This window comes from Pelagicoccus sp. SDUM812005 (assembly GCF_031127875.1).
In the GTDB taxonomy this organism is placed as follows: domain Bacteria; phylum Verrucomicrobiota; class Verrucomicrobiia; order Opitutales; family Opitutaceae; genus Pelagicoccus.
This window is the reverse complement of sequence record NZ_JARXIA010000010.1, coordinates 112920-137469: the sequence shown is the minus strand read 5'-3', so window position 1 is coordinate 137469 and position 24550 is coordinate 112920. Positions and strand designations below refer to the sequence as shown.

20 protein-coding genes are annotated in these 24550 nt (G+C 58.0%); 8 read left to right on the top strand and 12 right to left on the bottom strand.

All coding sequences use genetic code 11. The annotated features are described in order from the left end of the window. Positions 1-3: 3 nt before the first annotated feature. Genes QEH57_RS13285 through QEH57_RS13270 form a run of 4 tightly spaced genes read right to left on the bottom strand, consistent with a single transcriptional unit; the run spans position 4 to position 3618 of the window. The gene (locus QEH57_RS13285; RefSeq protein WP_309007235.1) at positions 4-765 is read right to left on the bottom strand and encodes a hypothetical protein; all 762 of its coding nucleotides are present in this window, start codon (positions 763-765) and stop codon (positions 4-6) included. Then, positions 762-1682: an ABC transporter ATP-binding protein gene (locus tag QEH57_RS13280; RefSeq protein ID WP_309007234.1), complete on the bottom strand. Its 921-nt coding sequence runs from the start codon at positions 1680-1682 to the stop codon at positions 762-764. Before QEH57_RS13280 ends, QEH57_RS13285 begins: the two co-directional genes overlap by 4 nt. After that, complete coding sequence (locus QEH57_RS13275; protein WP_309007233.1) at positions 1679-2689, bottom strand: ABC transporter permease subunit; 1011 nt, start codon at positions 2687-2689, stop codon at positions 1679-1681. Before QEH57_RS13275 ends, QEH57_RS13280 begins: the two co-directional genes overlap by 4 nt. Then, a complete protein-coding gene (locus QEH57_RS13270) occupies positions 2686-3618 on the bottom strand; it encodes an ABC transporter ATP-binding protein (RefSeq protein ID WP_309007232.1) in 933 nt (310 codons plus the stop codon). The genes QEH57_RS13275 and QEH57_RS13270 overlap by 4 nt, the downstream gene beginning before the upstream one ends. Positions 3619-3818: 200 nt before the next feature. On the opposite strand from QEH57_RS13270, the gene QEH57_RS13265 reads away from it, so the two are divergent. Both QEH57_RS13265 and QEH57_RS13260 read left to right on the top strand, forming a co-directional pair. Beyond that, positions 3819-4931, top strand: coding sequence for an endo-1,4-beta-xylanase (locus QEH57_RS13265; RefSeq protein WP_309007231.1), 1113 nt, complete (start codon positions 3819-3821; stop codon positions 4929-4931). A 14-nt stretch (positions 4932-4945) separates the two neighbouring features. Next, positions 4946-6079: a redoxin domain-containing protein gene (locus tag QEH57_RS13260; protein ID WP_309007230.1), complete on the top strand. Its 1134-nt coding sequence runs from the start codon at positions 4946-4948 to the stop codon at positions 6077-6079. Between the two features lie 24 nt (positions 6080-6103). On the opposite strand, the gene QEH57_RS13255 is transcribed toward QEH57_RS13260, so the two are convergent. The 3 genes from QEH57_RS13255 to QEH57_RS13245 all read right to left on the bottom strand — a co-directional run bounded on the left by QEH57_RS13255 (position 6104) and on the right by QEH57_RS13245 (position 8787). Further along, positions 6104-6541, bottom strand: a complete 438-nt coding sequence (locus QEH57_RS13255; protein ID WP_309007229.1) for a VOC family protein — start codon at positions 6539-6541, stop codon at positions 6104-6106. Positions 6542-6571: 30 nt separating this feature from the next. Continuing rightward, a complete protein-coding gene (locus QEH57_RS13250; protein WP_309007228.1) occupies positions 6572-7606 on the bottom strand; it encodes a DUF3500 domain-containing protein in 1035 nt (344 codons plus the stop codon). A 62-nt stretch (positions 7607-7668) separates the two neighbouring features. Beyond that, positions 7669-8787 carry a DEAD/DEAH box helicase gene (locus tag QEH57_RS13245; protein WP_309007227.1) on the bottom strand — a complete coding sequence of 373 codons (1119 nt, stop codon included), beginning with the start codon at positions 8785-8787 and terminating at the stop codon, positions 7669-7671. A gap of 160 nt (positions 8788-8947) precedes the next feature. Here QEH57_RS13245 and QEH57_RS13240 point away from each other — a divergent pair, with 160 nt between their 5' ends. After that, positions 8948-9352 carry a GtrA family protein gene (locus tag QEH57_RS13240; RefSeq protein WP_309007226.1) on the top strand — a complete coding sequence of 135 codons (405 nt, stop codon included), beginning with the start codon at positions 8948-8950 and terminating at the stop codon, positions 9350-9352. A 259-nt stretch (positions 9353-9611) separates the two neighbouring features. On the opposite strand, the gene QEH57_RS13235 is transcribed toward QEH57_RS13240, so the two are convergent. The 3 genes from QEH57_RS13235 to QEH57_RS13225 form a co-directional block, all read right to left on the bottom strand. Next, positions 9612-11954, bottom strand: a complete 2343-nt coding sequence (locus QEH57_RS13235) for a DNA topoisomerase 3 (RefSeq protein WP_309007225.1) — start codon at positions 11952-11954, stop codon at positions 9612-9614. Between the two features lie 214 nt (positions 11955-12168). Continuing rightward, on the bottom strand, positions 12169-12564 hold the full coding sequence (locus tag QEH57_RS13230; RefSeq protein ID WP_309007224.1) for a hypothetical protein: 396 nt from the start codon (positions 12562-12564) through the stop codon (positions 12169-12171). A gap of 258 nt (positions 12565-12822) precedes the next feature. After that, entirely contained in the window at positions 12823-13785 is a 963-nt protein-coding gene (locus QEH57_RS13225) for a glycoside hydrolase family 43 protein (RefSeq protein ID WP_309007223.1), read from the bottom strand. Between the two features lie 331 nt (positions 13786-14116). Here QEH57_RS13225 and QEH57_RS13220 point away from each other — a divergent pair, with 331 nt between their 5' ends. From QEH57_RS13220 to QEH57_RS13210, 3 genes are read left to right on the top strand one after another with little or no spacing between them, the layout of a single operon-like run. Continuing rightward, positions 14117-16150, top strand: a complete 2034-nt coding sequence (locus QEH57_RS13220; RefSeq protein WP_309007222.1) for a TonB-dependent receptor — start codon at positions 14117-14119, stop codon at positions 16148-16150. Between the two features lie 15 nt (positions 16151-16165). Next, a complete protein-coding gene (locus tag QEH57_RS13215; RefSeq protein WP_309007221.1) occupies positions 16166-16705 on the top strand; it encodes a YfiR family protein in 540 nt (179 codons plus the stop codon). Then, positions 16702-18684: a response regulator gene (locus tag QEH57_RS13210; protein WP_309007220.1), complete on the top strand. Its 1983-nt coding sequence runs from the start codon at positions 16702-16704 to the stop codon at positions 18682-18684. Before QEH57_RS13215 ends, QEH57_RS13210 begins: the two co-directional genes overlap by 4 nt. A gap of 62 nt (positions 18685-18746) precedes the next feature. On the opposite strand, the gene QEH57_RS13205 is transcribed toward QEH57_RS13210, so the two are convergent. Next, on the bottom strand, positions 18747-19823 hold the full coding sequence (locus QEH57_RS13205; protein WP_309007219.1) for a LacI family DNA-binding transcriptional regulator: 1077 nt from the start codon (positions 19821-19823) through the stop codon (positions 18747-18749). Between the two features lie 392 nt (positions 19824-20215). Between QEH57_RS13205 and QEH57_RS13200 the strand changes: the two genes are divergently transcribed. Beyond that, the gene (locus tag QEH57_RS13200; protein WP_309007218.1) at positions 20216-22282 is read left to right on the top strand and encodes an ATP-binding protein; all 2067 of its coding nucleotides are present in this window, start codon (positions 20216-20218) and stop codon (positions 22280-22282) included. After that, on the top strand, positions 22279-22941 hold the full coding sequence (locus QEH57_RS13195; RefSeq protein WP_309007217.1) for a response regulator transcription factor: 663 nt from the start codon (positions 22279-22281) through the stop codon (positions 22939-22941). Before QEH57_RS13200 ends, QEH57_RS13195 begins: the two co-directional genes overlap by 4 nt. An 86-nt stretch (positions 22942-23027) precedes the next feature. Here QEH57_RS13195 and QEH57_RS13190 read toward each other — a convergent pair whose 3' ends face one another. After that, positions 23028-24473, bottom strand: coding sequence for an arylsulfatase (locus tag QEH57_RS13190; RefSeq protein WP_309007216.1), 1446 nt, complete (start codon positions 24471-24473; stop codon positions 23028-23030). Between the last annotated feature and the right edge of the window lie 77 nt (positions 24474-24550).

Genomic DNA, 24550 nt, shown 5'->3' with positions numbered 1-24550 from the left:
TTATCAAGCTTCCTTCTCGCTGCCCACCACGTAGCGGGACTGGCTGAAAACCGCCGCTCCGACGACAAGGCCCAGCGCTCCGGTCGCGAGAATCCAAGCGAAAGGCTCCAGGCTGAGGTTCCCTCCGTCCCGGACCATGCCGGAGAGCAGGGATTTCGTATGGAAGCTTAGGGCGAGGCGTTGCACGCCGTTGGGAATGGCCCCCAGGCCGAGCTCAACGAAAGAATAGTAGAAGATCCCCAGCACCACGAACTTCGAGGACAGCGATCCGATGGCGCCCGAAATCGCCGTAAAGCTGGCCACAACCGCCAAAATCGTAACCCAGAGTGCGAGCAAGCCGTCTAGGCCGACCACCCCCATGGTCAGCCCCGCAACGCTGATCCCCAGCAAGGCCGGTCCGATCAAGGCCAGGATCCCCAGGTAACTGCTAAGCATGAAACCGAAATAGAGCTCCACCTTGCTGGCCGGACGCACCCAAAGGTATTCGATGGTCCCGTCCTTCAATTCGCTCCGCAGCGTTTCGCCGCCTTTGGTCAGGCAGAAAATCGGCAGGAACTTGAGGGCAAAAATCCCAGCCACCAAACCTTGGTACCGCTGGGCGGCTTCCTGCCGATCGAGGCCGACCAGCAGGAACAGCAAGAAACAGGCGACCGCAATCCCTGCAGCCCGCAGTAGCGAGATAGGCGTGACCAGTTCTTGGATACGCATGTAGAGCAAACCGCGCAAGGCGCCGAATCGTGCTCTCCTGTTATGGGACTCGCTCATCGTGTCATCCTTTCAAATATGCTGGAGAGGGCTTGGTTCTTGTTTCGCATCTCGTAGACCTCGCAGGCGCAACCGGCGAAAAGCTGCGGCCACGCCGCTAGGAATTGCTCCGGTTCGTTCACCCAAATCGTTAGGTCCTGCCCGTCCGCCAAAAAGCCGCGCAGCAAGCCTTGAGCCTGCAAGTGGGCAGCCAAGTGGTTCGGATCGGAGCAGCGGATCGAAATTTCGTCCGACCATTCCACCACCGTCTTGCGGATGTCGATCTGGCTTCCCGAGGCCAAGACGCGTCCCCAGTTCAGCATGACGAAGCCGCTGCAGAGAAACTCCAGTTCGTGCAGAATATGGCTCGAGACGAGAATGCTGGTCCCCTGCTCGTTCAACTCCTTGAGGATTTCCCCGAACTCGGAGCGCCCCATCGGATCCAATCCGTTCATCGGCTCGTCCAGCACGACGAGCTTCGGATCGTGCATGATGGCCTGGGCAAGCTTCACCCGCTGCTTCATCCCTTTGGAGTAGGTGCCGATCCGCTTTTTCCAGTGCTCCTTGCCAAGCCGGGAGCGCTCCAGGGCCTGCTCCGCCAGAGCCCGGGTTTCCCACCAGGGCGTGCCGGAAACCGAAGCCAAGGAACGCAGCCACGCGACCGGACGCAGGTCCTTGGGGAGCTGCTCCCGCTCGGGACAGTAGCCCAACTGGCCGAGCAGCCTAGGATTGTTGCGCGGCCTTTGGCCAAACACGGTCAGGCTGCCTGAGGACGGAGCGAGCTGCCCCGTCACGAGCTTTATCAAGGTGCTCTTGCCGGCGCCGTTGGGCCCGACCAAGCCGGTAATTCCCGCGGGAATCTCGAAGCTTACGTTGTTCAAGCCGAGCACGATTCCGTAGAAACAGCTGAGCTCCTCTGCTTTGACGATGGAGTTCATGAGGCGCGCACCCTTCTGCTAACGACTGCAATTGAAACCGCGCAATAAGCGGCCAAGGCCAGCAAGGGCAGGACGATCTCGCCGTTGCCGATGGGCAGGTCCGACGGGTCGGTTCCGTCGCTCACGGATTTGAAGAAGCCGCCGAAGAAAGGAAGCATTTCCTGGGCGTCGTTCACCAAGTCGAGCATGCGATAGATCCCTGCCGAAAGGTCATAGATGGCTTGGGTAGGGCTAATGTAGTTGAAAGCTGGATGCGCGTAGCTGGCCACGCTTCCGACAATGCTGAGCGAAAACCATCCCAAGATCCAATAGGCCACCGCCGCTCCCGTCTTGCGGGCAAGCGAGGACACCAGCAAGGCGAGGCAGCTCAAGGACACTACCGCCACGCTGCCGATGGCCAAGCCGCGGAGCAGCGACGGGAAGGAATGGTAGAAGAAGCTCCAATCCGGCGAAAGGAAGTTGCTTATCAACCAGGAGGCAAGCACGGGCAGTATCCAAACAACGGAGAGCAAGGTCGAAACCACGATGAACTTGCCGGTCAGGTAGTCCCAGCGCGTCAAGGCCTTGCTGTTATAGATCACGATGGCGTTGCTAGCGAGGTCGTTGGCGATCAATCGATGCACGAACAAGGCCACGATGATCATGGACAGAAAGGGTCCGCTAAAGGTCATCAGGTAGAACATGACGCGATATATCCCATCGACGCAAATTTCTGGATACAGGAGCGCCCAGGAACTGAGGCCGCTGATAACTCGCACCACCTGCTCCCCTCCCAAGCCTTCCAGCCAAGTCAACAAGGCGCTCTCCGGCGCCACCAGTTGGCCGAACAAAAAGAAAACCGCCCCAAGGACAAAAGTCTGGGCGAAGGCGAGGACCAGGAAGATCTTGATGATCTTTCCCGACAGGCAAAGCCGCAAGCCATAGCGGGCGATCGACAAGCGACGTTGCCACACCCCTACGCTCTGGCCCTGCCAGCGACGGTATTGGGCATTCCAAGCATGACTCATGCGGACACCTTTCCCTTTTCCAAAGCCTGCAGGAAAAGCTCGCTCAAGGCATTCGGACTTTCCTTCACCTCGAGCGGGGCAATGCCAGCGGCCCGCATCACTTCGATGAGCGGATTGATGGAGCTTTGCCCGTGCACGACTTTGACGTTCCCATTGTTCAAAATGGAACAGGACCAGCCTTGCTCGCGAAACAGCCCGATCAAGGTCTCCTTCCCCTCCGCGACCACAACTTCCGCTTCCGGGCGGCGACGCCCCTTCAATGCGGCCAAGGTGTCGTGGGCAACCACGTTTCCCTGGGCGATGATCACAATGCGATCGCAGATCCGATCCACGTCGTGGAGCAGATGCGAAGAAAGCACCACGCTGATGCCGGACTCCTTCCAGATCCGCTCGATAAGTTCCAAAATCAACGCCTGCCCCTTGGGGTCGAGGCCGTTGGTCGGCTCGTCCAGGAAAACCAGATCCGGATCGTGCACCAGAGCTTGGGCGATCTTGATCCGTTGCTTCATGCCCGTGGAATACGTATCCACTTTTCGGTAGCGCTCCTGACCCATCCCCACGAAGTCGAGCATCTCGTGCGCCCGTTGGCGGGCCGCTTCGAAGGGCATGCCGCTCAACTCCCCGCAATAGGTCACGTACTCGCAGCCCACCATCCCCGGAATATGGCAATCCTGCTCCGGGGCGTAGCCGATGCGGCGGCGGGTCTCCCTTCCGTGCGTATCGATATCGTTGCCGAGCAAGCTCACGGACCCGCCATCCTTCTCTTCCAGCTGCAGCAGGCATTTGATGAAAGTCGACTTCCCTGCCCCGTTTGGACCTAGCAGACCAATGGCGCCGGCCGGCAAGGACAGGTCGACCGAGTCGAGCACGGTTTGAGTCCCGTACCGCTTGATCAGTCCGCGGGTCTCGATTACATTATGGTTCGGCATAGGAATAAGAGGAAGGTTCGACGCGATTTACACAGGCGGGCTTTGAAAGTTACAGCTTTTTAAGCAAATGCTTAGCGACCTCTCCGCCCACTCTAGTGAAAGACTGGCAAGACACTGGCCAGCCCAAGGGATCTGGCGCACTTAACTATAAACTCCAAATGCTTAGAAAACACTTTAACCAAGTACTCGCCCCTGCAGCATTGGCTACCCTTGCACTCGTTGCTTCCAGCTGCAGCAAAGGTCCCGAAACAAACGCGACTCCCAGCCTGCACGAAGCATTCGACGGGCTCTTCCTAATCGGCGGAACGCTCAGCGACTCCATGTTGGAGAATCCATCGGATCCTGGATACAATGTAGTTGCCAAGCACTTCAACAGCCTTTCTCCCGAAAACTGCATGAAATGGGGGCGCATGAATCCCACTCCGACCGAAACCCACTACGAGCTGGTCGACTCCTTCGTCCGCTACGGATCCCAAAACCAGCAGGCCTTGGTCGGACACACCTTGTTTTGGCATAGCCAAACTCCAGACTGGGTTTACCAGGACGCCGCGGGCAAGGAGCTCTCCCGCGAAGCCCTGCTGGCCCGCATGAGGGAACGGGCCGAGCTGATGGCGAAGCGCTGGGGCGACGAGATCCTCTACTGGGACGTGGTCAACGAATCGATCTTGGGCGACGGTAGCTGGCGAAAATCGAAGTACCAGCAAATCATCGGCGACGACTTCACCGAGCAAGCCTTTCGCATCGCCTCCGAAACGCTTCCTCCCCACGCCAAGCTGCTCTACAACGACTACAGCATGACCGATCCCGGCCGACGCGACGCGGTTGTGGCCATGGTTAAGGATTTCAAGTCCAAAGGCATTCGCATCGACGGAATCGGCATGCAAGGACACTGGCTGATGGACTTTCCGGATACGGCAGATATCGCCGCCTCGATCGCCGCTTTCGCCGCCACCGGCGTCAAGGTGCACATCACGGAGCTCGACATCGACCTTCTCGGCCGAGCGGCCTTCTTCGGCGCCAACGTAGATGCCGAAAAGCTGGTCGCCACGCCCGAGAACAATCCCTACCCGGACGGGAACCTGCCAGCCAGCGAAGAGGAACGCTTCGCCCAACGCTACCAAGAAATTTTCGAAATGCTCGTCCAGCAGGCCGATCACATCGAGCGCGTCACCTTCTGGGGAGTCAGCGACAAGACGAATTGGCTCAACAACTTCCCAGTGCGCGGACGTACCAACTTCTCCCTGCTCTTCGACCGCAACTTCCAGCCCAAGCCCGCCTTCTACCGCGTGCTCGAAACCGCCAAGAAACGCTAACCGCTCCTAGATCCATGTACCCCAACAAACTATTCGCCACTCTCGCCGCCCTCGTTCTCGCAGCTACGCTGCCAGCCGCAGACTCCCCGCAACCACTCGCCCTCGGATCGCCCGCGCCCGACTTCACGCTACCCGGCGTCGACGGCAAGGACTGGTCGCTCAGCGACTTCGACGACTCGCAGCTCCTCCTGGTGGTCTTCACCTGCAACCACTGCCCCACCGCCCAATACTACGAGGAACGTATCAAGTCTTTGGTGACGGATTATCAGGACAAGGGTGTCGCCCTCGTGGCCATCAGCCCAAACGACCCGGCATCCGTGCGGCTCGATGAATTGGGCTGGGCCGTCCGAGGAGATTCCTTCGAAGACATGAAAGTGCAGGCCGAAGAACGCGGCTACAATTTCCCCTACCTATTCGACGGAGAAACCGAGGAGGTATCGCGCCAATACGGGCCGCTTGTCACTCCCCACGCCTTCCTTTTCGACGCGGACCGGAAGCTCCGCTACGTCGGCGCCATCGACGATTCGGAACGCGAGCAACACGTATCCACCCACTACGTACGCGATGCCATCGACGCGCTTCTCGCTGGCGAGGCTCCTGAAGTCGCCCAAACGAAGGTAGTAGGCTGCTCGGTCAAGTGGGCTGGCAAGGCTCATCTGGTCGACGACTACATGAAAAAGCTAGCCGCCCGCCCGATTTCCGTAGAGCTCGCGGACGAAGCCACCCTCGCCGCCTTGCGCGCCAACCAAGGAACCGAGGGCGAGCCCGCAAAATTTCGCTTGGTCAACTTCTGGGCAACCTGGTGCGCCCCCTGCATCGCGGAGTTCGACGAGTTCGTAACCATCGATCGCATGTACAGCCACCGCGAATTCGAGTTCATATCCGTTTCCCTCAACCGCCCCGACGAAGAGAAACGCGTACTCGCTTTCCTCAAGAAGAAGGAGGCCGCCAACAAAAACTACCTTTTCGCCTCTTCCAAACGCGATCCCCTCATCAACGCCTTCAATCCAGAATGGCAAGGCGTCGCGCCCTACACCGTGCTCATCAATCCCGAGGGGGAAATCGTGCACAGCGAGGTCGGCTCCATCGATCCTACTGCCCTGAAGCTGAAAATCGTTTCCGAGCTGAACGCCCGCAACCCTTGGTGATCCCTAGCGGTATCCGCAATCCCATTACTTGCGATTGGAAAACTGCAAGCTGTCGGCCGTATACATCATCAGCTCGATCGCGTTTCCATCCGCATCCTTGATCCAGCACTGGTAGGAGTGGTCGATGCCCTTGATGATATCGGTCACCTCCAGGCCTTTTTGCAGCAGATCTCGGCGGGTCGCCTCGATATCACTCGTCTCGAAACAAAGGTGGCGATAGCGGCTGCTCGAAGAATCCTTCAAGCCCACCACCTCGCCGCCCCATTCCTTCACGGCTCCCTTTTGATCGAAAATCTCTACGAAGGTATCCTCGCCGCAATCCATGTACCAACCGAAAGGGGTTCCGCATTCGCTATTGCTCATGACAAAAGCGATGGGAAAGCCGAGGACATCGCGATAGAAGGCGACCATCGCCTCCGCGTTTTTGGTGAAGAAGCAGACGTGAGCTAGCTGTTTGATCATAAGCGTGTTCTTTCGTTGAGGAGGATTGAATCAATGGGCGTGCTGATGACGGTGGGCGCGAATCAGGTCCTCCCCGAAGTCGCCTTCGAATTCCCGCCAAACGCTGTGGATATGGTTGTTTCCGTTCTGTGTATTGTCATACTCGATCAAGAAGCTCGGCCCCTGCAGGTAATAGTAGTTTCCCATCTCGCGATCGATCGGACCGGCCCAGCCAAAACGGATAGATTCCCAACCTTCCGCTTCGATCTTCGCCCTCGCAGCATTCCTCAGCTCCTCCTTGGCTTTCGCCAAGTAGCATTCCAAAAGGGAGCGTAGCAAGCGGCGTTGATCCGTATCCAACTCTGAATACGCAATGCCTTCGACCGGCAAGGGGCTAACCTTGCGGTGCGCTCCGGTAAAGATGTCACGCGGCGCCCTCGGCTGAAACACAGCCTTTTCCGCTTGGACCGCCGTCAAGCTTTCCGCCAAGGCGAAGGCCAAATCTTCCTCGTCGCCAAGCGCTCGAAAGCCCTTGCGTTCCCCGCTGGGCACTTCCGCTGGATTCGCCCCCAGAAAACGCGGCGACATCGAAACGCCTTCCCCCGGCACAACTGTAGCATTGATCGAGATGTGGTGGCCTTCGAAGCTCCAGCCCCATTCGCTGCGGCCGGAACTGGCGAAGACAGAAAGGTAGTAGTTTTCCGGATCGCGAGGAAAGTAGCGGTCCGGACCTTCGAGGAGCTGCAGCACCGTCTCCAAACTTCGGATATCCTCAACGGTTCGCAAACCTTGTTCGCTCAAGCCTTCCGCGATCAGGGCGAAGGCCAAGCGACGCTGCTCCTCGTTCATCGACGAGAGCGGCAATCCCTTTCGCTTGCGCGGGACGAAATGCCAATCTTTCCGCTCTTCGTCGAATTCGCGCAAAGCCGCGTCCAGCTGGATCCCGCTGAGGCTATCCAAAAAGGCAGCCGAGGCGGCCTTCATTCGCTGGTCGACCTCGCCTGCTCGGACGTATCCGGCAAACAAGGCCGTAAAACAGGCAAACAGAATCCAACTGCGAGCGAAGAAGCGATGGGGGCGGGGCATGCCGTAACCCTAGCGGCCGCCCGCTCCGTGGAAACTAAAAACGCTTCGCGAACAGCGAAAGCCTAGTCCTGTCGGATTTGGCGGAACTTGATGTGCAGCTCCGCCTCCAGTTCCTTGATACGCTTGAAGTCGCCCTTGGTGATGAAGGCCATGGAAACGCCTTTGCGACCGGCGCGAGCCGTACGACCGGAGCGGTGCGTGTAGTACTCGATTTGGTCCGGCAACTGGTGATGTACCACGTAGGCCAGCCCCTCGACGTCGATTCCGCGGGCGGAGACGTCGGTGGAGACCAGCACCTCGGCGCGGCCCTTGCGAAAGGCGCGCATCACCTTGTCCCGATCCTTTTGCGAAAGGTCGCCCTGCAGGGTCGCCACCTCGAAACCGCGTTCCCCCAGGGCGCGGGCGATGTTTTGCACGCCGGCCTTGGAGCGGCAAAAGACGACGCCGGGACGCCCCTTCTGGGCTTTGATGAATCGGGCGATTTCGTCCGGCTTCTCCTCGATGGTGCACACCGTGAACCAGTGATCGATGTTCTTGTTCACCGGGTTCTTGCGATCCACGGTGACGTGCTCCGCATTGGGAGAAAGGTAGCGCTCGATAATCGCCTTCACGCCCTTGGGCATGGTCGCGGAAAAGAGCCAGGTGTTGTTCGCTCCGCGCGTGAACTCCAGGATCTTGTTGAGATCGTCCTTGAAGCCGAGGCTCAGCATCTCGTCCGCCTCGTCGAGGACAAGGGTATCGATCTTGGAGAGGTCGACCGCCTTCGCCTTGAGCAAGTCGATCAAGCGACCGGGCGTGGCCACCACAATATGGGTCGGACGGGCCAAGGCTGCGATTTGCCCTTCGATCTTTTCTCCGCCCGCGACCGCTTCGGTGAAAATCTTGGAGCTGTACTTCGTGTAGTGGAAAAGTTGCTTGGCGATTTGCTTGGCGAGTTCGCGAGTGGGACTGAGCACGAGGGCCTGCACGTGCTTCTGCTTGGGGTCGATCTTCTGCAGCAGGGGCAGTCCAAAGGCTGCGGTCTTGCCGGTTCCGGTTTGAGCCTGGCCTACGAAGTCCCCTTTGTTCTTGAGCAGGTAGGGAATGGTAAGCTCCTGAATCTCAGTTGGCTCGATGATGCCCTTCTCCTCGATCCCTTTTATTAGATCCGCTGCTACTCCTAATTCCTTAAATGTCTTCATATCGCGATTAGCAGGCGAGTAGATGGAGGCTGAGCGCTTTTTGTCAAACTGCGACGAATGCAGCGGAGCGGTTACAAGCGAGGCTCGCTTCCAAAAAACCTTTGCATCCTGCCTGCCCCCTCACTTATCACGCCTTTTCTGGATCCAGAACCCCAGCTCAATGGACGAATCGCGCAATACAGCCTTACAAGCCATCCGCTTCCTCATGGTAAGCGGCATCTCCCTGTCTATCGACTACGGAGTGTACAGCACCTTGAGCCATTTCACCGTCCTCGACAGTTCCTGGGCCAAGCGCCTGAGCTTCGTCTGCATCTTCGCTTGGGGCTACTTCGCTCACAAGCACTTCACCTTCAAGAACAGAGGCTTCAGCGCCAGCGAACCACTTCGCTTCGGCCTGCTCTACCTGACCGGCTGGGTGATCAACAGCCTCGTGCACGACTACGCGGCCTCCCATCCCGGAGCCTCGACGCCGGCCTTCCTGGCGGCTACCTTCGTCTGGGCCTGCTGGAATTTCGTCGGCCAGAAGTTCTTCGTTTTCCGCAAGCGGGAAATTGAAGAGGGATAGCGGCTGTCGACCCCGAAAACCGCTACCCCTCGACTAGCGGTAGCATCTGGGAACCCCAAACCAGACAGGTTCCCAAAAAGTAAAATCTCGTGAAAGCGTTTCCGCTTTGCCTCGAAATACCCAGCCGGGGAAATCAACGAATGAAACCGAATGGGGCTGGCTTCGATTCAAAGGGAATAGCTAGGACTTTAGATATACTTGCGGTTTTACCAACAGCAATTGAACGGCAGTTCATTCTCTCTATAGAGCGAACCGATGACTAGCTGAAGTCGAACTGCACCTTATCGCCCTGGATCTTGAGTTTGGCGCTGAATTCCTTGCCGGCCTTCGACTTGAAGCCGTCCAAGGTATCGGTGACTCCTTTCTCGAGCAAAGTCCTCGCCTCTTCGGCGGAGAGGGGGCGTTGGGCAACCTGCTTCCAGATGATGAAGCGACAGCCGTTCTTCCAGTTGCAGCAGCCGTAGCCCTTGCTTCCTTCCACGATCGGGCTCTTGCAGATCGGACAGTCGCCAAACTTCTCCTGCCCTCCCGTGTCTTGGCTGGTCTCGACTTGTTCGAACTTGAGCTTGCCGCCCCGTCCCAAAGCAAGGAAGCCCAAGAGCTTCTTCCCCTTGTCCACGATCGGATGCGGCTCCAAGGTGCGGCCGTTGTAGAGCAGCTCCCGCATCATGGCCGGCTGGAAGCTCATGCCGTACTCGCCGTCCTTGATTACGAACTTGCAGCCGTCCCGCCAGCTGGAACAGCCGTATCCAGTTTTTCCACGCATGACCGGGGCCCTACACTTCGGGCAGGGACCCAAGTTTCGGAGATCGATGGTTTTGCCCGCATCGTTGGCCAAGATTTCCTTCGTGTATTCAACCACGTCCGACATGAAGGAGGCCGCATCCTGCTCGCCGCGCTCCACCTTTTTCAAACGAAACTCCCAATCGCCCGTCAATTCGGGCGACTTCAGGCGCTCGTCCTGGATCAACGAAATCAGGTGGCGGCCGCTATCGGTACTGATGAGGTTCTTCTTCTTGCGCTCGACGTACTTGCGCTGGATCAGCACTTCGATGATGGAAGCCCGCGTGGCGGGGGTGCCGACTCCTTTGTCCTTGAGCGCCTCCTTCAACTCTTCGTCGTCGACGATCTTACCGGCGGTTTCCATGAGCGACAGCAAGGTAGCCTCCGTGAAGCGCTTGGGAGGATTCGTCTTGAACTTTTCAATACTGGGCTGGTGGGGATTGCTTTCGCCCACTTGGAAGTTCGGCATCACCGCAGGCTCTTCCGCAGCGCCTTTCTTCTTCTTGCCCTTGGCGGGCTTTTTCTCCGCCTGCGGGTAAAGGGCTTGCCAACCGGCATCGAGCAGAACCGTGCCCTTGGCCCGAAACGTCTCTTCCGCCGCCTTGGCCTCGACCGTAGTGACAGCCTTGATACAGGGCGGATAAAAGACAGCGATCAAGCGCACGAGAATGGCGTCGTACACGCGGGCTTCGTCCTCGTTTAGGTTGCGAGGCAGGTCTTCGGTGGGAATGATGGCATGGTGATCGGAAACCTTGCTATCGTCGACGATGCGCTTGCTGAAAGGAAGGTTGTCCAGATCCAGAGGCTCCAGTTCTTTCGGCTTGGAGTTCGCCAAGCGCTTGAGCAAGGGGCCAATCGTCGGTTCCAGGTCAGTTGAAAGGTAGCGGCTATCCGTTCTCGGATAGGTGATATGCTTCTGCTCGTAGAGGTTCTGGGCGATTCGCAGGGTTTGGTCAGCGGTAAATCCGTAGCGGCGATTCATCTCTCGCTGCAATTCCGTCAAATCGAAGAGCAAGGGCGGATTGGTGCGCTCGTCCTTTTGCTGAACGTCGCTGACCACCAAGGGCTGACCGTCGACTTTTGCGAGCAGGGCCTTAGCCTTTTCCTCCTCGGTTATCTTACCACCGGTGTGACGAAACTTCGTTTCGCGGCACTCGGTGTGCACTTCCCAGAAGTCTTCCGACTTGAAGCCCTCGATTTCCGTGTCGCGCCCAACGATCATCGCCAGGATAGGCGTTTGCACGCGACCGAGACTGAGCAGCAGGTTGCGTTTCCCGTATTCAACAGTGAAATACCGGGTCGCATTCATGCCGACGATCCAGTCCGCCTCGCTGCGACAGCGAGCCGCGTCGTGCAAGGTATCGAACTCCTTCCCGTCCTTGAGGGCAGCGAAACCCTTGCTGATCGCGGAACTGGTCAAGGAGCTAATCCACAGCCGCTTGATCGGCTTCCCGGTACAGCCCGCCCATTCGAGGATATAGCGAAAGATGAGCTCCCCTTCCCGGCCCGCGTCCGTCGCGCAGATGATCTCTTCCGCTTCGGTGAACAGCTTCTTCACCGTCTCCAGCTGCTTCTTAGCTCCATCGTCGCCCCGGGCCCGCAATTCGAAGCGTTCCGGGATGATGGGCAGCAGGCTCTTCTTCCAGGACTTCCACTCCGGACGGTACTCCTCCGGCTCCTTCAGCTCGACGAGATGCCCGAAGGCCCAAGTCACAGCCCACTCCCCGCCCGCCAGGTAGCCGTCGTGTCTCTGGCCTGCATTTAGATGCTTGGCGATATCTCGGGCAACGGAGGGTTTTTCGGCGAGGACAACTTTCATTCGGAGAGGCTGGCCGAGGCAAAGAAACTAACCTGCAAAGTCAATGGCGAGATGAACGGCCGCCCTTACCTCCTCGACGACGCTCCCCTAGGCCCTCCCCGTGGCGAAATAGGCGCAAAATAGACGCAAAAAAGCCTCCGGGCTACCACCCCCGGAGGCTGTTCAGATCAAACAAACTAGATTTACGATATCCCGAAGAACAAACAACTGGCGCTTAGAAGCGAAGCCCCCAAATGCCGTTATCCATCTTAGAAAGTCTTACCGAGCCGTAATCGCTAGCGAAGATGGCAACGGTGCCCTCCGATTCGATTTCCGGCTTAGCGGCCAGGGCAGCCTCGTAGGAAAAGACCAGAGCCTGCAGGGTTTCTGCATCGGAAAACTGGGAGCTCAGGCTATCGACGAGCTCTTGCACGGCCGCCTCCGACTGGGCGTGGCGGGCGTCTAGGCAACGCTCCTTCACCAGGTGTTCCCAGTCGTTCTTCTTGTAGAGCTCGACGATGGCCTTGAGGGCTTGCTCAGGCGTTTCCCGTTGACCGTTGTCAGCTTGAGCCAGCGAGGCCCCGAGAAAGAGAAGGATGCAAACGATGGAAGATAATACTTTTTTAGGCATGTGTAATCTGGGTTATGGATTGGAAAGCGACTTGGTATCCAAAAACTGAGTGCGCTTATCTAATCTCCCGCTACATGCGTGCCATCGTGGGGCTTGGACGCTTGTCGGAGCTAAGCCGCATTAGGGATGCGGGCCTAAATCTCCATTAGGATGCCTTACCTATACGGCCGTGCGTCGCGAATCTTTAGGAAAAAGATCAAAAAAAAAATGCGTTGCCGAAAGACTCGACAACGCAGGCGATTAAAACGAGCTGAGGCTTTAGTCCCGAGCCACGGGGAGGATCTTTCCGTCCTCGTCGTAGAAGATCTCCTTCACCTTGACGTTGCGAAGGTGGTTTACCCCCTTGGAAATTTCGCAGTCGTGATGGAAGAGGTACCAGCGCCCCTCGAACTCGACGATCGAGTGATGGGTCGTCCAGCCTAGAACCGGCTCCAGGATTCGCCCGCCGTAGGTGAAAGGTCCATACGGATTGTCTCCCACCGCGTAGCACAGGTAGTGGGTGTCGCCCGTAGAGTAGGAAAAGTAGTAGCGACCTTGGTACTTGTGCATCCAAGCCGCTTCGAAAAAGCGACGATCGTGGTCGCTGCCTTTGAGCAGGTCGCCGTTTTCGTCCACGATCTCGATGCGCCGCGGCGTTTCTGCGAACTCCTTCATGTCTTCCCGCAGCTTGCCCACGACCGGCAGCAAGGCGGGCTCGTCCCCTTCCGGTTCCTTGCCGTCCGGATCGAAGTCGTCGCCTTGCCAATTCTGCAGCTGGCCGCCCCAAATGCCGCCGAAGTACAGGTAGGCTTCGCCGTCGTCGTCCACGAAGGTCGCCGGATCGATGCTGAAGCTGCCCTTGATCGGTTCCGGCTCCGCTACGAAGGGCCCTTCTGGACGGTCGCCCACCGCGACCCCGATGCGAAAGATCCCGTCGGCAGCCCGGGCGGGGAAGTACAGGTAATACTTGCCATTCTTGCAGGCCGCATCCGGAGCCCACATCTGCTTGTCCACCCAAGGCACGTCCTTCATGTCGAGAGCTACCCCGTGGTCGGTCACCTCGCCGTCGATCGAGTCCATGGAGAAGACGTGGTAGTCCACCATGTCGTACTGGTCGCCATTGTCATTGGTCGGCTGGTCCGTCTCGCGATCGTGGGACGGGTAGATGTAGATCTTGCCCTCGAAAACGTGAGCGGAGGGATCTGCTGTGAAGATGTGAGAGATTAACGGCTTATCGGACATAGAAACGTAAACGAGGATTTGGAAGGGGTACGCTCTCGAACGAGAGGGCTGGAAGATCGCTCTTCTTTCTCCAATGCACAACCGGATCTTAAGGGATAGGCCCTGCGATTTAGTCTAGCTATAGCTCGCGTCAGACTGCGCCTAAGACTAGGGTAAACACTAGGACTATGCCGGTTTTTACCGTTATAAGGGTGAGGCCTAGGGGCCTCAAAAAGGCGTTGCGTCTGAGGGCGTCTCTGTAAGCATTCGCCGCAAGTTACCCATGGCTTTTCAGTTTAGTACTCTTAGACCCCCGTTACGGCGCCTTACGCAAGGTTTCGTCGGGCTTTCATTGCTGACTGGTACCGCCTTACAAGCCCAGGAGGACCTCGCCGAATCGAGCTCGCTTCCCGTTTCCCTGGACGAGCTCGCCAACGCGCCGGTCATCATTTCCTCCCGGCTGGAATCCCAAATCTTCAACGCTCCCACGGGTTCCTTCGTCTTCGACGAGGAGGACATCGCCAAACTGCCGGTGGACTCCATTCCCGAAATGCTTCGCTACGCGCCGGGCGTCCATATCGTCCGTCCGAGCAACGGCATCTGGGGCATGGGCATCCGCGGCGTCAACTCGCGCTTCTTCAATCGAGCCCTTTTCACCGTGGACGAGCAAAACGTCTACGCCTCCATTTTCGCAGGGCTCTTTGGCAGCCAGCACGACCTCCTCATGGAGGACGTGGCTTCGGTGGAAGTCGCCTACGGCCCGGGGGGCGGCACTTGGGACAACAACGCCGTGAACGGACTCGTGAACGTGCGCATGAAGACCGCCTTCGAAACCGAAGGCAGCCTGCTGCGGGTAAACCTAGGCACGGAAAACCGAGGCATGGCCGCCCGCATCGGCTGGGCCATCGACGACAAGACTTCCGCCCGCGTCTACGCCAAGGCAAACCAACGCGACTCCAGCCTGACCCGCTTTCCCTACGAAAACGATTGGGACACTGCCCGGGCCGGATTCCGGCTCGACCACCGGGCCACCTCCCACGATCTCCTCAGCATCTCCGGGGAAGCGTTCTACTCCGACCTCGGCTACGCCTACGATCTAGCCAATTTCGACACTGGTTCACTCAACTTCACGGCGGACGCAGAACGGCTCGCAGGGGCTAACACCCAGCTCAAATGGACGCGCAACGTCTCCAACGACAGTTCCTACTCGGTGCGCAGCTGGTTCGGCTATTCCGACCTCGACGCCGCCTACGCGGCTTTCGGAATCTGGACCGCAGGCCTGGAAGCTCGCGGCAAGCAGCAATGGGGCGATTTCCATACGGTAAGCTTCAACCTGGGCGCCGCCTACGACGAGGAGCACACCTCCTCCACCTTGGCTTCCGACTTCACCAACCGTCTGCTCGACAGTTACACAGCGTATTCAGGATTCCAGGACAATTGGGCGATCTACCCCGAAAAGCTAAGCCTCTCCTGGGGCGTCGATTTTCGCTACGACGATCGTTCGGACGATACGACGGTCTCGCCCAACGCCAGCCTCATCTTCGAAATCGACGAATCCAGTCGGCTCTGGCTTTCCTATTCGCAAGCGAACAGAAATCCCCCCGTCTCACTCAGCGTCATCGAGAGCCTCCGCAGCGGCAAGGCCCTGGACCAACCGATCTCCATTCCCACGCCCGACGGAACCCTCGTCCTGGAACACAGCCTCGCCGACGCCGTATCCACCGAACTTCTGGACGCGGAGGTGATGGATTCCTTCGAAGCGGGCTATCGAACCCTATTCGCCGACGATAAAGGCAGCTTTACCCTCAACGCCTTCGTCTACGAATACGACGAACTGATCGCCCGCGTGGGCGTGGACAACAGCCTCGTCCTCACCACCCCTACTCCGTACGTCAAAATCAACGGAGCCTACGACAACCTGCTCATGGGAGACGCCTATGGATTCGAGGCTTCCCTCGACTGGGAGCTAAACCAGAGGCACCGAGCCCGCTTGAACTACTCGTTCAAGAAGGACAGCTTCCAATCCCTCATCGATCCGGAAAACGCGTTCCAGGAGGACTTCATCGCTTTCTCGATCGGCGAGTTCGACAACAGCACGCCTGACCACATGGCGAGCCTGAACCTCTCCTCGGAAATCGCCGATGATTGGAATCTGGATACAGGATTCCGCTACACCAGCAGCTACGATTTCGCGAAAGGGCAGCAACCCGCAATCTTTCAACTAGACGCTCGTCTAACTTGGCAAAAAACAGAGTCCCTCAAACTCTCGCTCGTAGGCCGTAACCTCCTGAACCCCACGACCCAAGAAGCCCGACTCAAGGACTTCTTCGGACATTGGACCGAGGTTAAACGGGAAGTGTACCTGGAAATCAGCGCCCACTATTAGGCAAGGACTGACAGCATGCTGCACCGCAACTACAAGCTCCTGGCGCCCCTCGCCGCCCTTCTGCTGACTCTACTCGTGTCTGGGCCAAGCACCTACGGTCAAACCCTTCAAATCGACTCCTCAACCGCTAACTGGATAGAGGGCTTCGCCGACTTCGTGCGCTGGCAAGACGAGGAAAACTACGAACGGATCACCATCGGTGTGATCGGAGCCCCCGAAGTCGCCAACTACCTGGCCCGACGCGCCCAAACGCGGAGCAGCAAGCCGCGTATCCAAGTATTGGAACTCACCCATCGCGATTCGTTTGAAGGCCTGGATATCGTGTACGTCGGCGGGGGAAACCGAAAGCATTGGAAGGAGATCCTAGAAAAATGCGTCCGTCACCGGATCCTGAGCATCAGTTCACGGGATGGCTTCGTGGAAGCGGGCGGCTGCGTCGAATTCGTTGTCAGGCGGAATCGACTGCGCTTCTATATTGCCAACGAGAACACCAAAGCATGCGGTGTGGTCATCAGCTCGAAGCTGCTGGAACTCGCCCTGGAGCCAAATAAATGATGAACGCAATCGAGAAGATCAAGCGCTTCGCCTTCAAATGGCACATCTCTACCAAGATCGTCGCGATCTGCGCCCTCACCTCGTTCGTCACCCTGACCTCGCTTTGCTCCATCGCCGTTTACCTAGATTGGAAAGAGTTCAAAGCAGCGCGGCTCAGCTCCCTCAAAACCCTTTCCGAAATCATAGCGAGCAACAACGAGGCAGCGATTCGCTTCGAGGATAGCTCCACCGCCATCGAGCACCTGCATTCGCTCAAGCACGAGCCAGGAATCCTGCAAGCGACCCTCTTCGACATCAACCGCACCCCCTTCGCCTACTATTCATCGGGCGTCGCCCGTCCAAGCTTGGAGTACACCGAGTCCTCCACTCCCATCTGGAACGATGACTCGCTGCTCATCACCCATCCCATCGAACTCAATGGCGAAAAGATCGGCCAGCTCGTCATCGAAGCCGACACGCGGCCCTTCATGAATTCCGTCTATCGAAGCATCACCGCAAGCGCCCTATTGCTCGTAGGCGGAATGCTGATCTCCGTTTTCCTCGCTTCGCGCATGCAAAGGCTGGTGGCAGCTCCCATCAAGGAACTGGACGACATCGCAATGCAGGTCCAAGACTCCGAAGACTTTTCGAAGCGAGCGGTCAAGCGCTACAACGACGAAGTCGGCTCCCTCGTCGACAGCTTCAACTCGATGCTGCAAACCATATCCGACCGCGATCGCTCCCTGCGGGAAATCAACTCCAACTTGGAGGCCATCGTCGAGCAGCGCACCAAGGACCTTCGTATCCAAAATTTCGCCCTGCAGGAAGCGATCGAAGCAGCCAAAGCGGCTTCCGTCGCCAAGAACGAATTCCTGGCGACTACGAGCCACGAGCTCCGCACTCCGCTAAATCCAATTATTGGATACGTCGAAAAAATCCAACGGGATCTGCCGCACGGTCCCCACGCCCGCGAGCTTTCGCTTATCCGCCAATCCGCCTCGCAGCTCCTGCGCCTCATCGAAGACATCCTGGACTTCAGCCGCATCGAGAGCGGAACCCTTCTCCTGAAGAACGAAAGCGTTCACATTCCTAGCCTTTGCGAAGGCGTAGCGAACATGCTCCGGCCCCAAGCGAACGCAAAGGGCATCGAGCTCAGCGTCGAAACCTCCGAGGACTGGCTGGGAGAAGGTCAAAACTTCAACGTATCCATCGACGAAGGACGGCTCAGGCAGGTCATCCTCAACCTGGCCAACAACGCAATCAAGTTCACCCACCAAGGCTCCGTTCGCATCAAGACCGAGCTCATCCGCAAAGGAACGAGGAAAGCGGAGCTCCACTTGGAAGTCAGCGACACCGGGATCGGGATCGACCCCGCGGACCGGAAAAAGCTCTTCAAGCCCTTTTCCCAAATCGACGGGTCATGGACGCGTGAATACGGCGGCATGGGACTTGGACTCGCCATTTGCCAACGCATCGTCAACGCCATGGGCTCCGAAATCGTCTGCAAGAGCGACCCCGGCAAAGGCAGCTCCTTCGGCGCCGTCATCCCCGTAAAGCTCTGCAGCTACTCGCCGCAAGGGAACGATCTGGACGAAAACGTTGGATCCTTCTGCCTGGATACGGGAGTGCGCGTCCTGCTGGTGGAAGACGAACCGGTCAACAGAGAGCTTATGGACTCCTTGCTCTCCAGCCTCGGTCACCAAGTCACCCCGGCGCAAAACGGACTCGAAGCCGTCGCCGCAGCCAGCGAACAGGAGTTCGACTTCATCTTGCTCGACATCAGCATGCCCAAGATGGATGGCTTCGCCGCCAGCCGGAAAATACGCAAGCTCGGCAAGGACAACGCCTTGGTCCCCATCGTAGCCATGACCGCCCACGTAACGCCTGAAGACAAGGAACGGTGCTACGAAGCAGGCATGAACGACTACCTCTCCAAACCGGTTTCCTTCACCCAGCTCAAGCATACCTTGGCCAAGTGGGTTTCCAAGAGAACGGTCTAGCCGAGGCGAACGGCGTCTCTTTCTCGAGCGCCCTCGCCTAGTTTAGCGTAGCTGTCGCTCTGCTAAGCCTTGCTCGCCGCTTCCGCCTTGACGGGAAGGCTGGAGCCCGGCACCCAATTCGCCTCAACCAAGACGCGTCGGCAATGATCCGGTTCGCCTCTGTCGTTTCGGTTCAAGTGCCCCACCAAAACATGCACCGCTACCCGCCCGATCTCGAATGGGTTCTGGTCGATGCCAGCGTCGATTCCGAAGCGCTCCGTCACGCTGGACGAAGCAACCGGAATGTCCTCCGGAATGCGAATCCCCTGCTTCTTAAGCGTAACTGCAAGGCCGATCTCGGAAGTGAAAATCGCATCGACCTCGTTCTCCTCGATCCAAGCGGCGACCTTTGCCCCAATCTCCTTCGTTCCGCCTTCAACCGGTACTGGATTATCCAATACAAGGGGAGCAATCGCCCTCAGCCCCGGCGTCATTTCGGTGGCTCGCAGGAAGCCCATGCGGAAGTTGCCGCCGGTCTTAGTGTCGAAAGGCTTGTTCGTAATAAATCCGATCGAGCGGTACCCCGCTTCGCTGATCTTGCTGACCGCCAGCTCCGCGCTGCGCATCTGGTCGCAACCGATCATGTGGGCCCTGATGTCGGCGATCGAAAAGCCGAAGCGCACCACGCTAAACTTGTCCCACTCAATCCCGAGGTCATGCCAAGTATCGTTGGAAGCGTGCGGTGGAATCATGATTCCCTGGATGCCGCGAGCCTGCAAAATGTCGTTGAGACGGTGGCCGCGCAGCTCCTCGTTCACCACGAACTCTTCCAGCTTGTAGCCAAGCTCTTCCGCCGCCTTTTCAGCTCCCTTCCAGTACTCGTCGAACTCGCTGTAGCGGCGCAGCTGGCGCGGGTCGGGCCAACGGTTCACCCAAGCGATCGTCGATACGACCGGCTTCTCTTGCTTCCGCTGGCGGTAGGCCACCAGCGACGAGAGCATCGGGTCCGGGCGGTAGCCGATCTCCTCGGCGACCCGCCTTACCTCGATCCGACGTTTTTCGGAGATTCTAGGGTTGTTCCGCAATGCCATCGAAACGGTGGCGTGGGAAACGTTCAAGCGACGCGCGATGTCGCGCAGGGAGGGTCTCTGGTCTTCCATTTTTCGGGGGGTAGTTTCTAAGGGTAGGCTCTCGACAAAGCCGCTGGGGACCCGCCAAGAACTAAAACTGCTCAATAGTGTAAACACACTTGCCCACATGCGAAGGAAGCGATTGTTTACACTGTAAACTGATAATTATCAAGCTGCGGAGGTCTGGGAATAATGCCAGTAAAAAATGGCCTTATCGGCGAAACTACCGTGAGGGCCTACACGATCGTGTAGGCGCCGAAACTCAGGCTAGCATCGCCTTGGAAACCCGCTCTCTGGCAATCTAGCCCCTCGAACCTACTCCCTGCCGGTCGCGAAAAATCGACTGGCCCCGAAAGATCCAGCATGCGGTAATCATTGAGCTCCCAGGTCGCTGTTCCAGGTCTTTCATCCTTATTATTATAATGTCCCCGTCCCGCCTTCCCATTCCGCCCCTCTTTCGACTCTACCAAAAGCTCACCTTGGCAGTCGCGTTCAGCCTCTTCCTGATCCCGTCGCCACTGCAAGAGTTGAAGGCGGACGAGCTCTTTCTCTCGTCCCGGATCAGCGAACTGAAGCAGCAAATTCTGGGCATCCAAAACCAGCTCCAACAACTTCCTCCCAAGGAGCTGAAAAGCATGAACGGCTACCTCGGCTACCACAGCGCCATTACTCCTGCCGATCCCACTGGAAAGCCACTGAACAAGTCTATCACCTTCCTCCTGCAAAAGGACACCGCGAAACGGATACGCACCATTGCAATTATGCCCGCGTCCAATCCGCGCTACAGCCCGGATGTCGCCTACGGCTTCCCCAAGCGATTCCGCGTCGAAATCCTAGGAGATCCAGAAGAAAAGCCCCTCAGGACCTACGACTACTCCCAGCAGGACTACGCGGAAACCCAGCTCATTCCGCTTCTGATCTCCAACATCGATACGACCGCCCAAGCGGTTCGCATCGTGGTCGACCGTGGAGTCGAGAAGGACGGCTGGGAATACTTCGCCCTGGGCGAAGTGTACATCTTCTCGGACGGCGATTTCAATACTACGGTCAATATCGCCCCCTACTCCAAGGTCTTCACCAGCGACTCCTTCGAATCTCGGGCGACCTGGAGCCCCTACTACCTCTACGATCGGATGACCCCCTACAACATGTCGCTCGGCCCCAAGACCAAGGCCGACACGGACTATGTAGCGGTTATTCCACTACAGGAGGAAATCGAACCGCAGATCCAAGTGACCATCGACCTGCACGAACCCACTCCCATCGGCCGCATCGAGTTCTTCCCCGCGCGTCCTCCCTGGGAAATCTCACTCCCGCATTTCGGCTACCCCGGCAGCATCGTGGTCGAAGCCTTCGAAGACTCCGACTTTTCCGCCGAGCCCGCCATCTATAAGGAAATCATCAACTCGTGGGACGAAACCCGCTCCATCGTGCTCGGAGACATCTTTTTCAGCGTTCCCCTCTTCTCTCCCGGCGCCCGCTACGTGCGCGTGACCTTTGGCGAACTTCCCGTACACGGACCCTCCCGCATATTCGCCATGGGCGAGATCGCCATCCTTCGCTCCGGACTCAACGTTTCCAAAAACAAATCCGTATCCGTATCCGGAATTACACAACAGGGCCTCGACCCGTCGCTGCTTGTCGACAATTACGCATCGAACCGAGAAATCCTCCATCCGGAAGTCTGGCTGCACGGCCTCGTCGAACGTCACCAGCTCGAAAAGCGACTTCGCCAATCCGAAGCCGCCCTGCACGAAGCCACCTTCACGCGCGAACGCCGGATCAACAGCAGCCTGATTCTCGTCCTGTTGTTCGCAGTCACCTGGGCCCTCGTCCTCTACGTCCGCTCCCGCTTGTCGCGCAGCCGCGAGCTGGTACAGATCCGCAACCAAATTTCCAGCGACCTGCACGACGACGTCGGCAGCAGCATCGGGGCCTTCAGCCTCGGCATGGAGCGTCTGCGCAACCACTCCCATTCGCCGGCAGTCGACAAGGTCACCCAAGACCTGCGCCTGCTCGCCAAGGAAGCGGCTGTGGCCCTGCGCGAAGCAGTCTGGCTCACCAAGCAGGATTCCATCTCCCTGAAGGATCTCGGCAGCATGATCAAGGAACGGGCCTTCTTCATCCTCGGGAAGGACCGGGTCATCTGCCAAATGGAAGAATCGCTGCCGGACCTGATAGTCAGCATCGTGCACAAGCGAAACATCATGCTCCTCTTCAAGGAAGCCCTGCACAATTTCGTGAAGCACGCCCAGGCCAGCCACCTGGAAATCACCTTTCGCCGAGGCCGGAACAACACCTTGCTGCTCCAGCTCGAAGACGACGGAGTCGGAATCTCCGAGCAAGACCCGAACCACAAGGGCTGGGGCTTGTCCACCATGCGCACTCGCGCCAAGTTGATGGGTGGCGACCTGCAAATTTCCTCACAGAGCGGAAAAGGCACCCGCCTCGAGCTCAGAATCCCAATCTCCAACCTGAGAAAGAAATGACTACCTCCACAGAGAACGAAGCACCCAACAAGATCACCGTCTGGATGGTCGAGGACGACGCGTCCTACCGCGAGCAGCTGCACGCCCTGCTCAACGAACGCAAGGGTCTGAGCTGCCCCCACGCCTTCTCCAAGTGCGACGACCTATTCGCGACCCTCGAGGCTGAATCCTCCTGGCCTCAAGTGATCCTCATGGACATCGGCCTGCCCGGCATGAACGGGCTGGACGGCATCCGCGAGCTGGCCAGCAAGGCGCCCGACGTCAGAGTCATCGTGCTCACCGTTTTCGACGACGAGGAAAAGGTCCTCAAAGCCATCGACGCCGGAGCCGCCGGCTACCTGCTCAAGCACGCTTCCACCGAGGAAATTGACAAGGGTATCCGCGACGTCCTGAGCAGCGGAGCCGCCCTGGACAGCCAAGTGGCGAGCCTCATTCTCGATCGCGTCCGCAACGAAAAGTCGAAGCACAATCCTCTTTCGCCCCAAGAGACGGAAGTCCTGAACCTCATCAGCCAAGGCCTCTGCAACAAGGAGATCGCCTACGATCTCGGCATCTCCGCCCACACTGTCAGCTTCCACCTGCGCAACATCTACAAGAAGTTCGACGTTCACTCCCAAGCCGCCGCCGTATCCAGAGGAATAAGACAAGGCTTCATTTGAGCTCAAAAAATGTCCCGAAAGGCAAGCTGCCTCTCGGGACGTAAATCCGTTAACTGTCTAATTAGAGCGGACCCTTACCGCCCCCTTCACTCGCCCTTAAACTGGCGAAGGTTGAAGGTGAAGTTCTCGTTATGGGTGCGAGCTTCCTTGAGGATCTGCTCCATGCGAGAAACGACCTCCGGATAGAAGCGGGCGAGGTCCACCGATTCGCTAGGGTCCGAAGACAGGTCGAAAAGCTGCAGCGGACCGTCTGGATTCTTGAGGACCTCGTAACGAACCGCTTTCCAGTTCCCCATCCGCACGGCCTGACGACCTCCTTTGTCATGAAACTCCCAATACAGGTATTCATGCTCCTCTTGCTGTTCAGGCTTACCGAGCAAGGTCGGAACCATGGAGATGCCGTCGATCGGCGTATCGATTTCGATTCCAGCCAATTCAGCGACCGTTGGCATGATATCCCAAAACGCGGAAATGTGGTCGGAGCGGGAACCCGCCGCGATCGAGCCTGGCCAGTAGGCGATCGTCGGTACGCGAATCCCGCCTTCGTACAAGTCCCGCTTGAAGCCGCGGAACTCGCCATTGCTGTCGAAAAACTCCGGATCGGCGCCGCCTTCCTGATGCGGCCCGTTGTCGGAGGTCACGATGACCAAGGTGTTCTCGGCAATTCCAAGCTCTTCCAGCTTAGCGACCACTTCACCTACCTGGCGGTCGAAGATGTCCACCATCGCAGCAAAAGCGGCGTGGGGCTCTTCTTGGCTTTGGTAGCGTCCAAGCCTTAGCTCCGGCCCTTCGTCGAGCCCCTTGAAGGGTTTTCCTTCTTCAATGGCGCCGCGATACTTCTCCATCACCTCCTCCGGGGCCGCCAACTCGGCATGGGGAATGATTGTCGGAATATAGCAGAAGAAGGGACGGTCCTTGTTGTCCTCGATGAACTTCAGCGACTGCTGGTGGATGAGCTCGGGAGCGTAGAGCCCCTTCTTCGTACCTTCGTTCTCCTCCAGCATCACTTTTTCTTCGTCGTCCCAAAGGTGGTAAGGATAGTAGTGGTGACCGAGACGCTGGCAATTGAAGCCATAGAAGCGGTCGAAATGCTTCATGGGATCGCCCTCGGAGTCCGGATAGCCCAGCCCCCACTTGCCAAAGGCTCCGGTCACGTAACCAGCTTCGCTCAACAGTCGCGAAAGGGTCTGCGTATCCGCGGGCAAAGGCAATTGCCCCTCGGGCTGGATCTCGAAGTTGCCGCGAATGGGCGTGTGGCCCGTATGAAGTCCCGTCATCAGACAGGAGCGCGACGGGGCGCAAACCGTACTGCCGGAGTAGTGCTGGGTTAAAACCATGCCCTCCGCCGCGAGGCGATCCACTTGCGGCGTCTGGAAGTGCTTTTGTCCAAACACGCTCAAGTCGCCGTATCCCAAATCGTCCGCCAAGATGTAGACAATATTGGGAGCCTGCTGCGGCTTCGCGAAGACGCCAGGACCCAGAAGCGCCGCTACAAATGCAAGCGCCTTAACGATTCGTTTTATACCATTCATTCGATTCAATCTATTCGCCTTTATAAAAGCCCAGCACTCGCGTGCTGGGCATGTTCTAACAGTAACGATCTATAAAC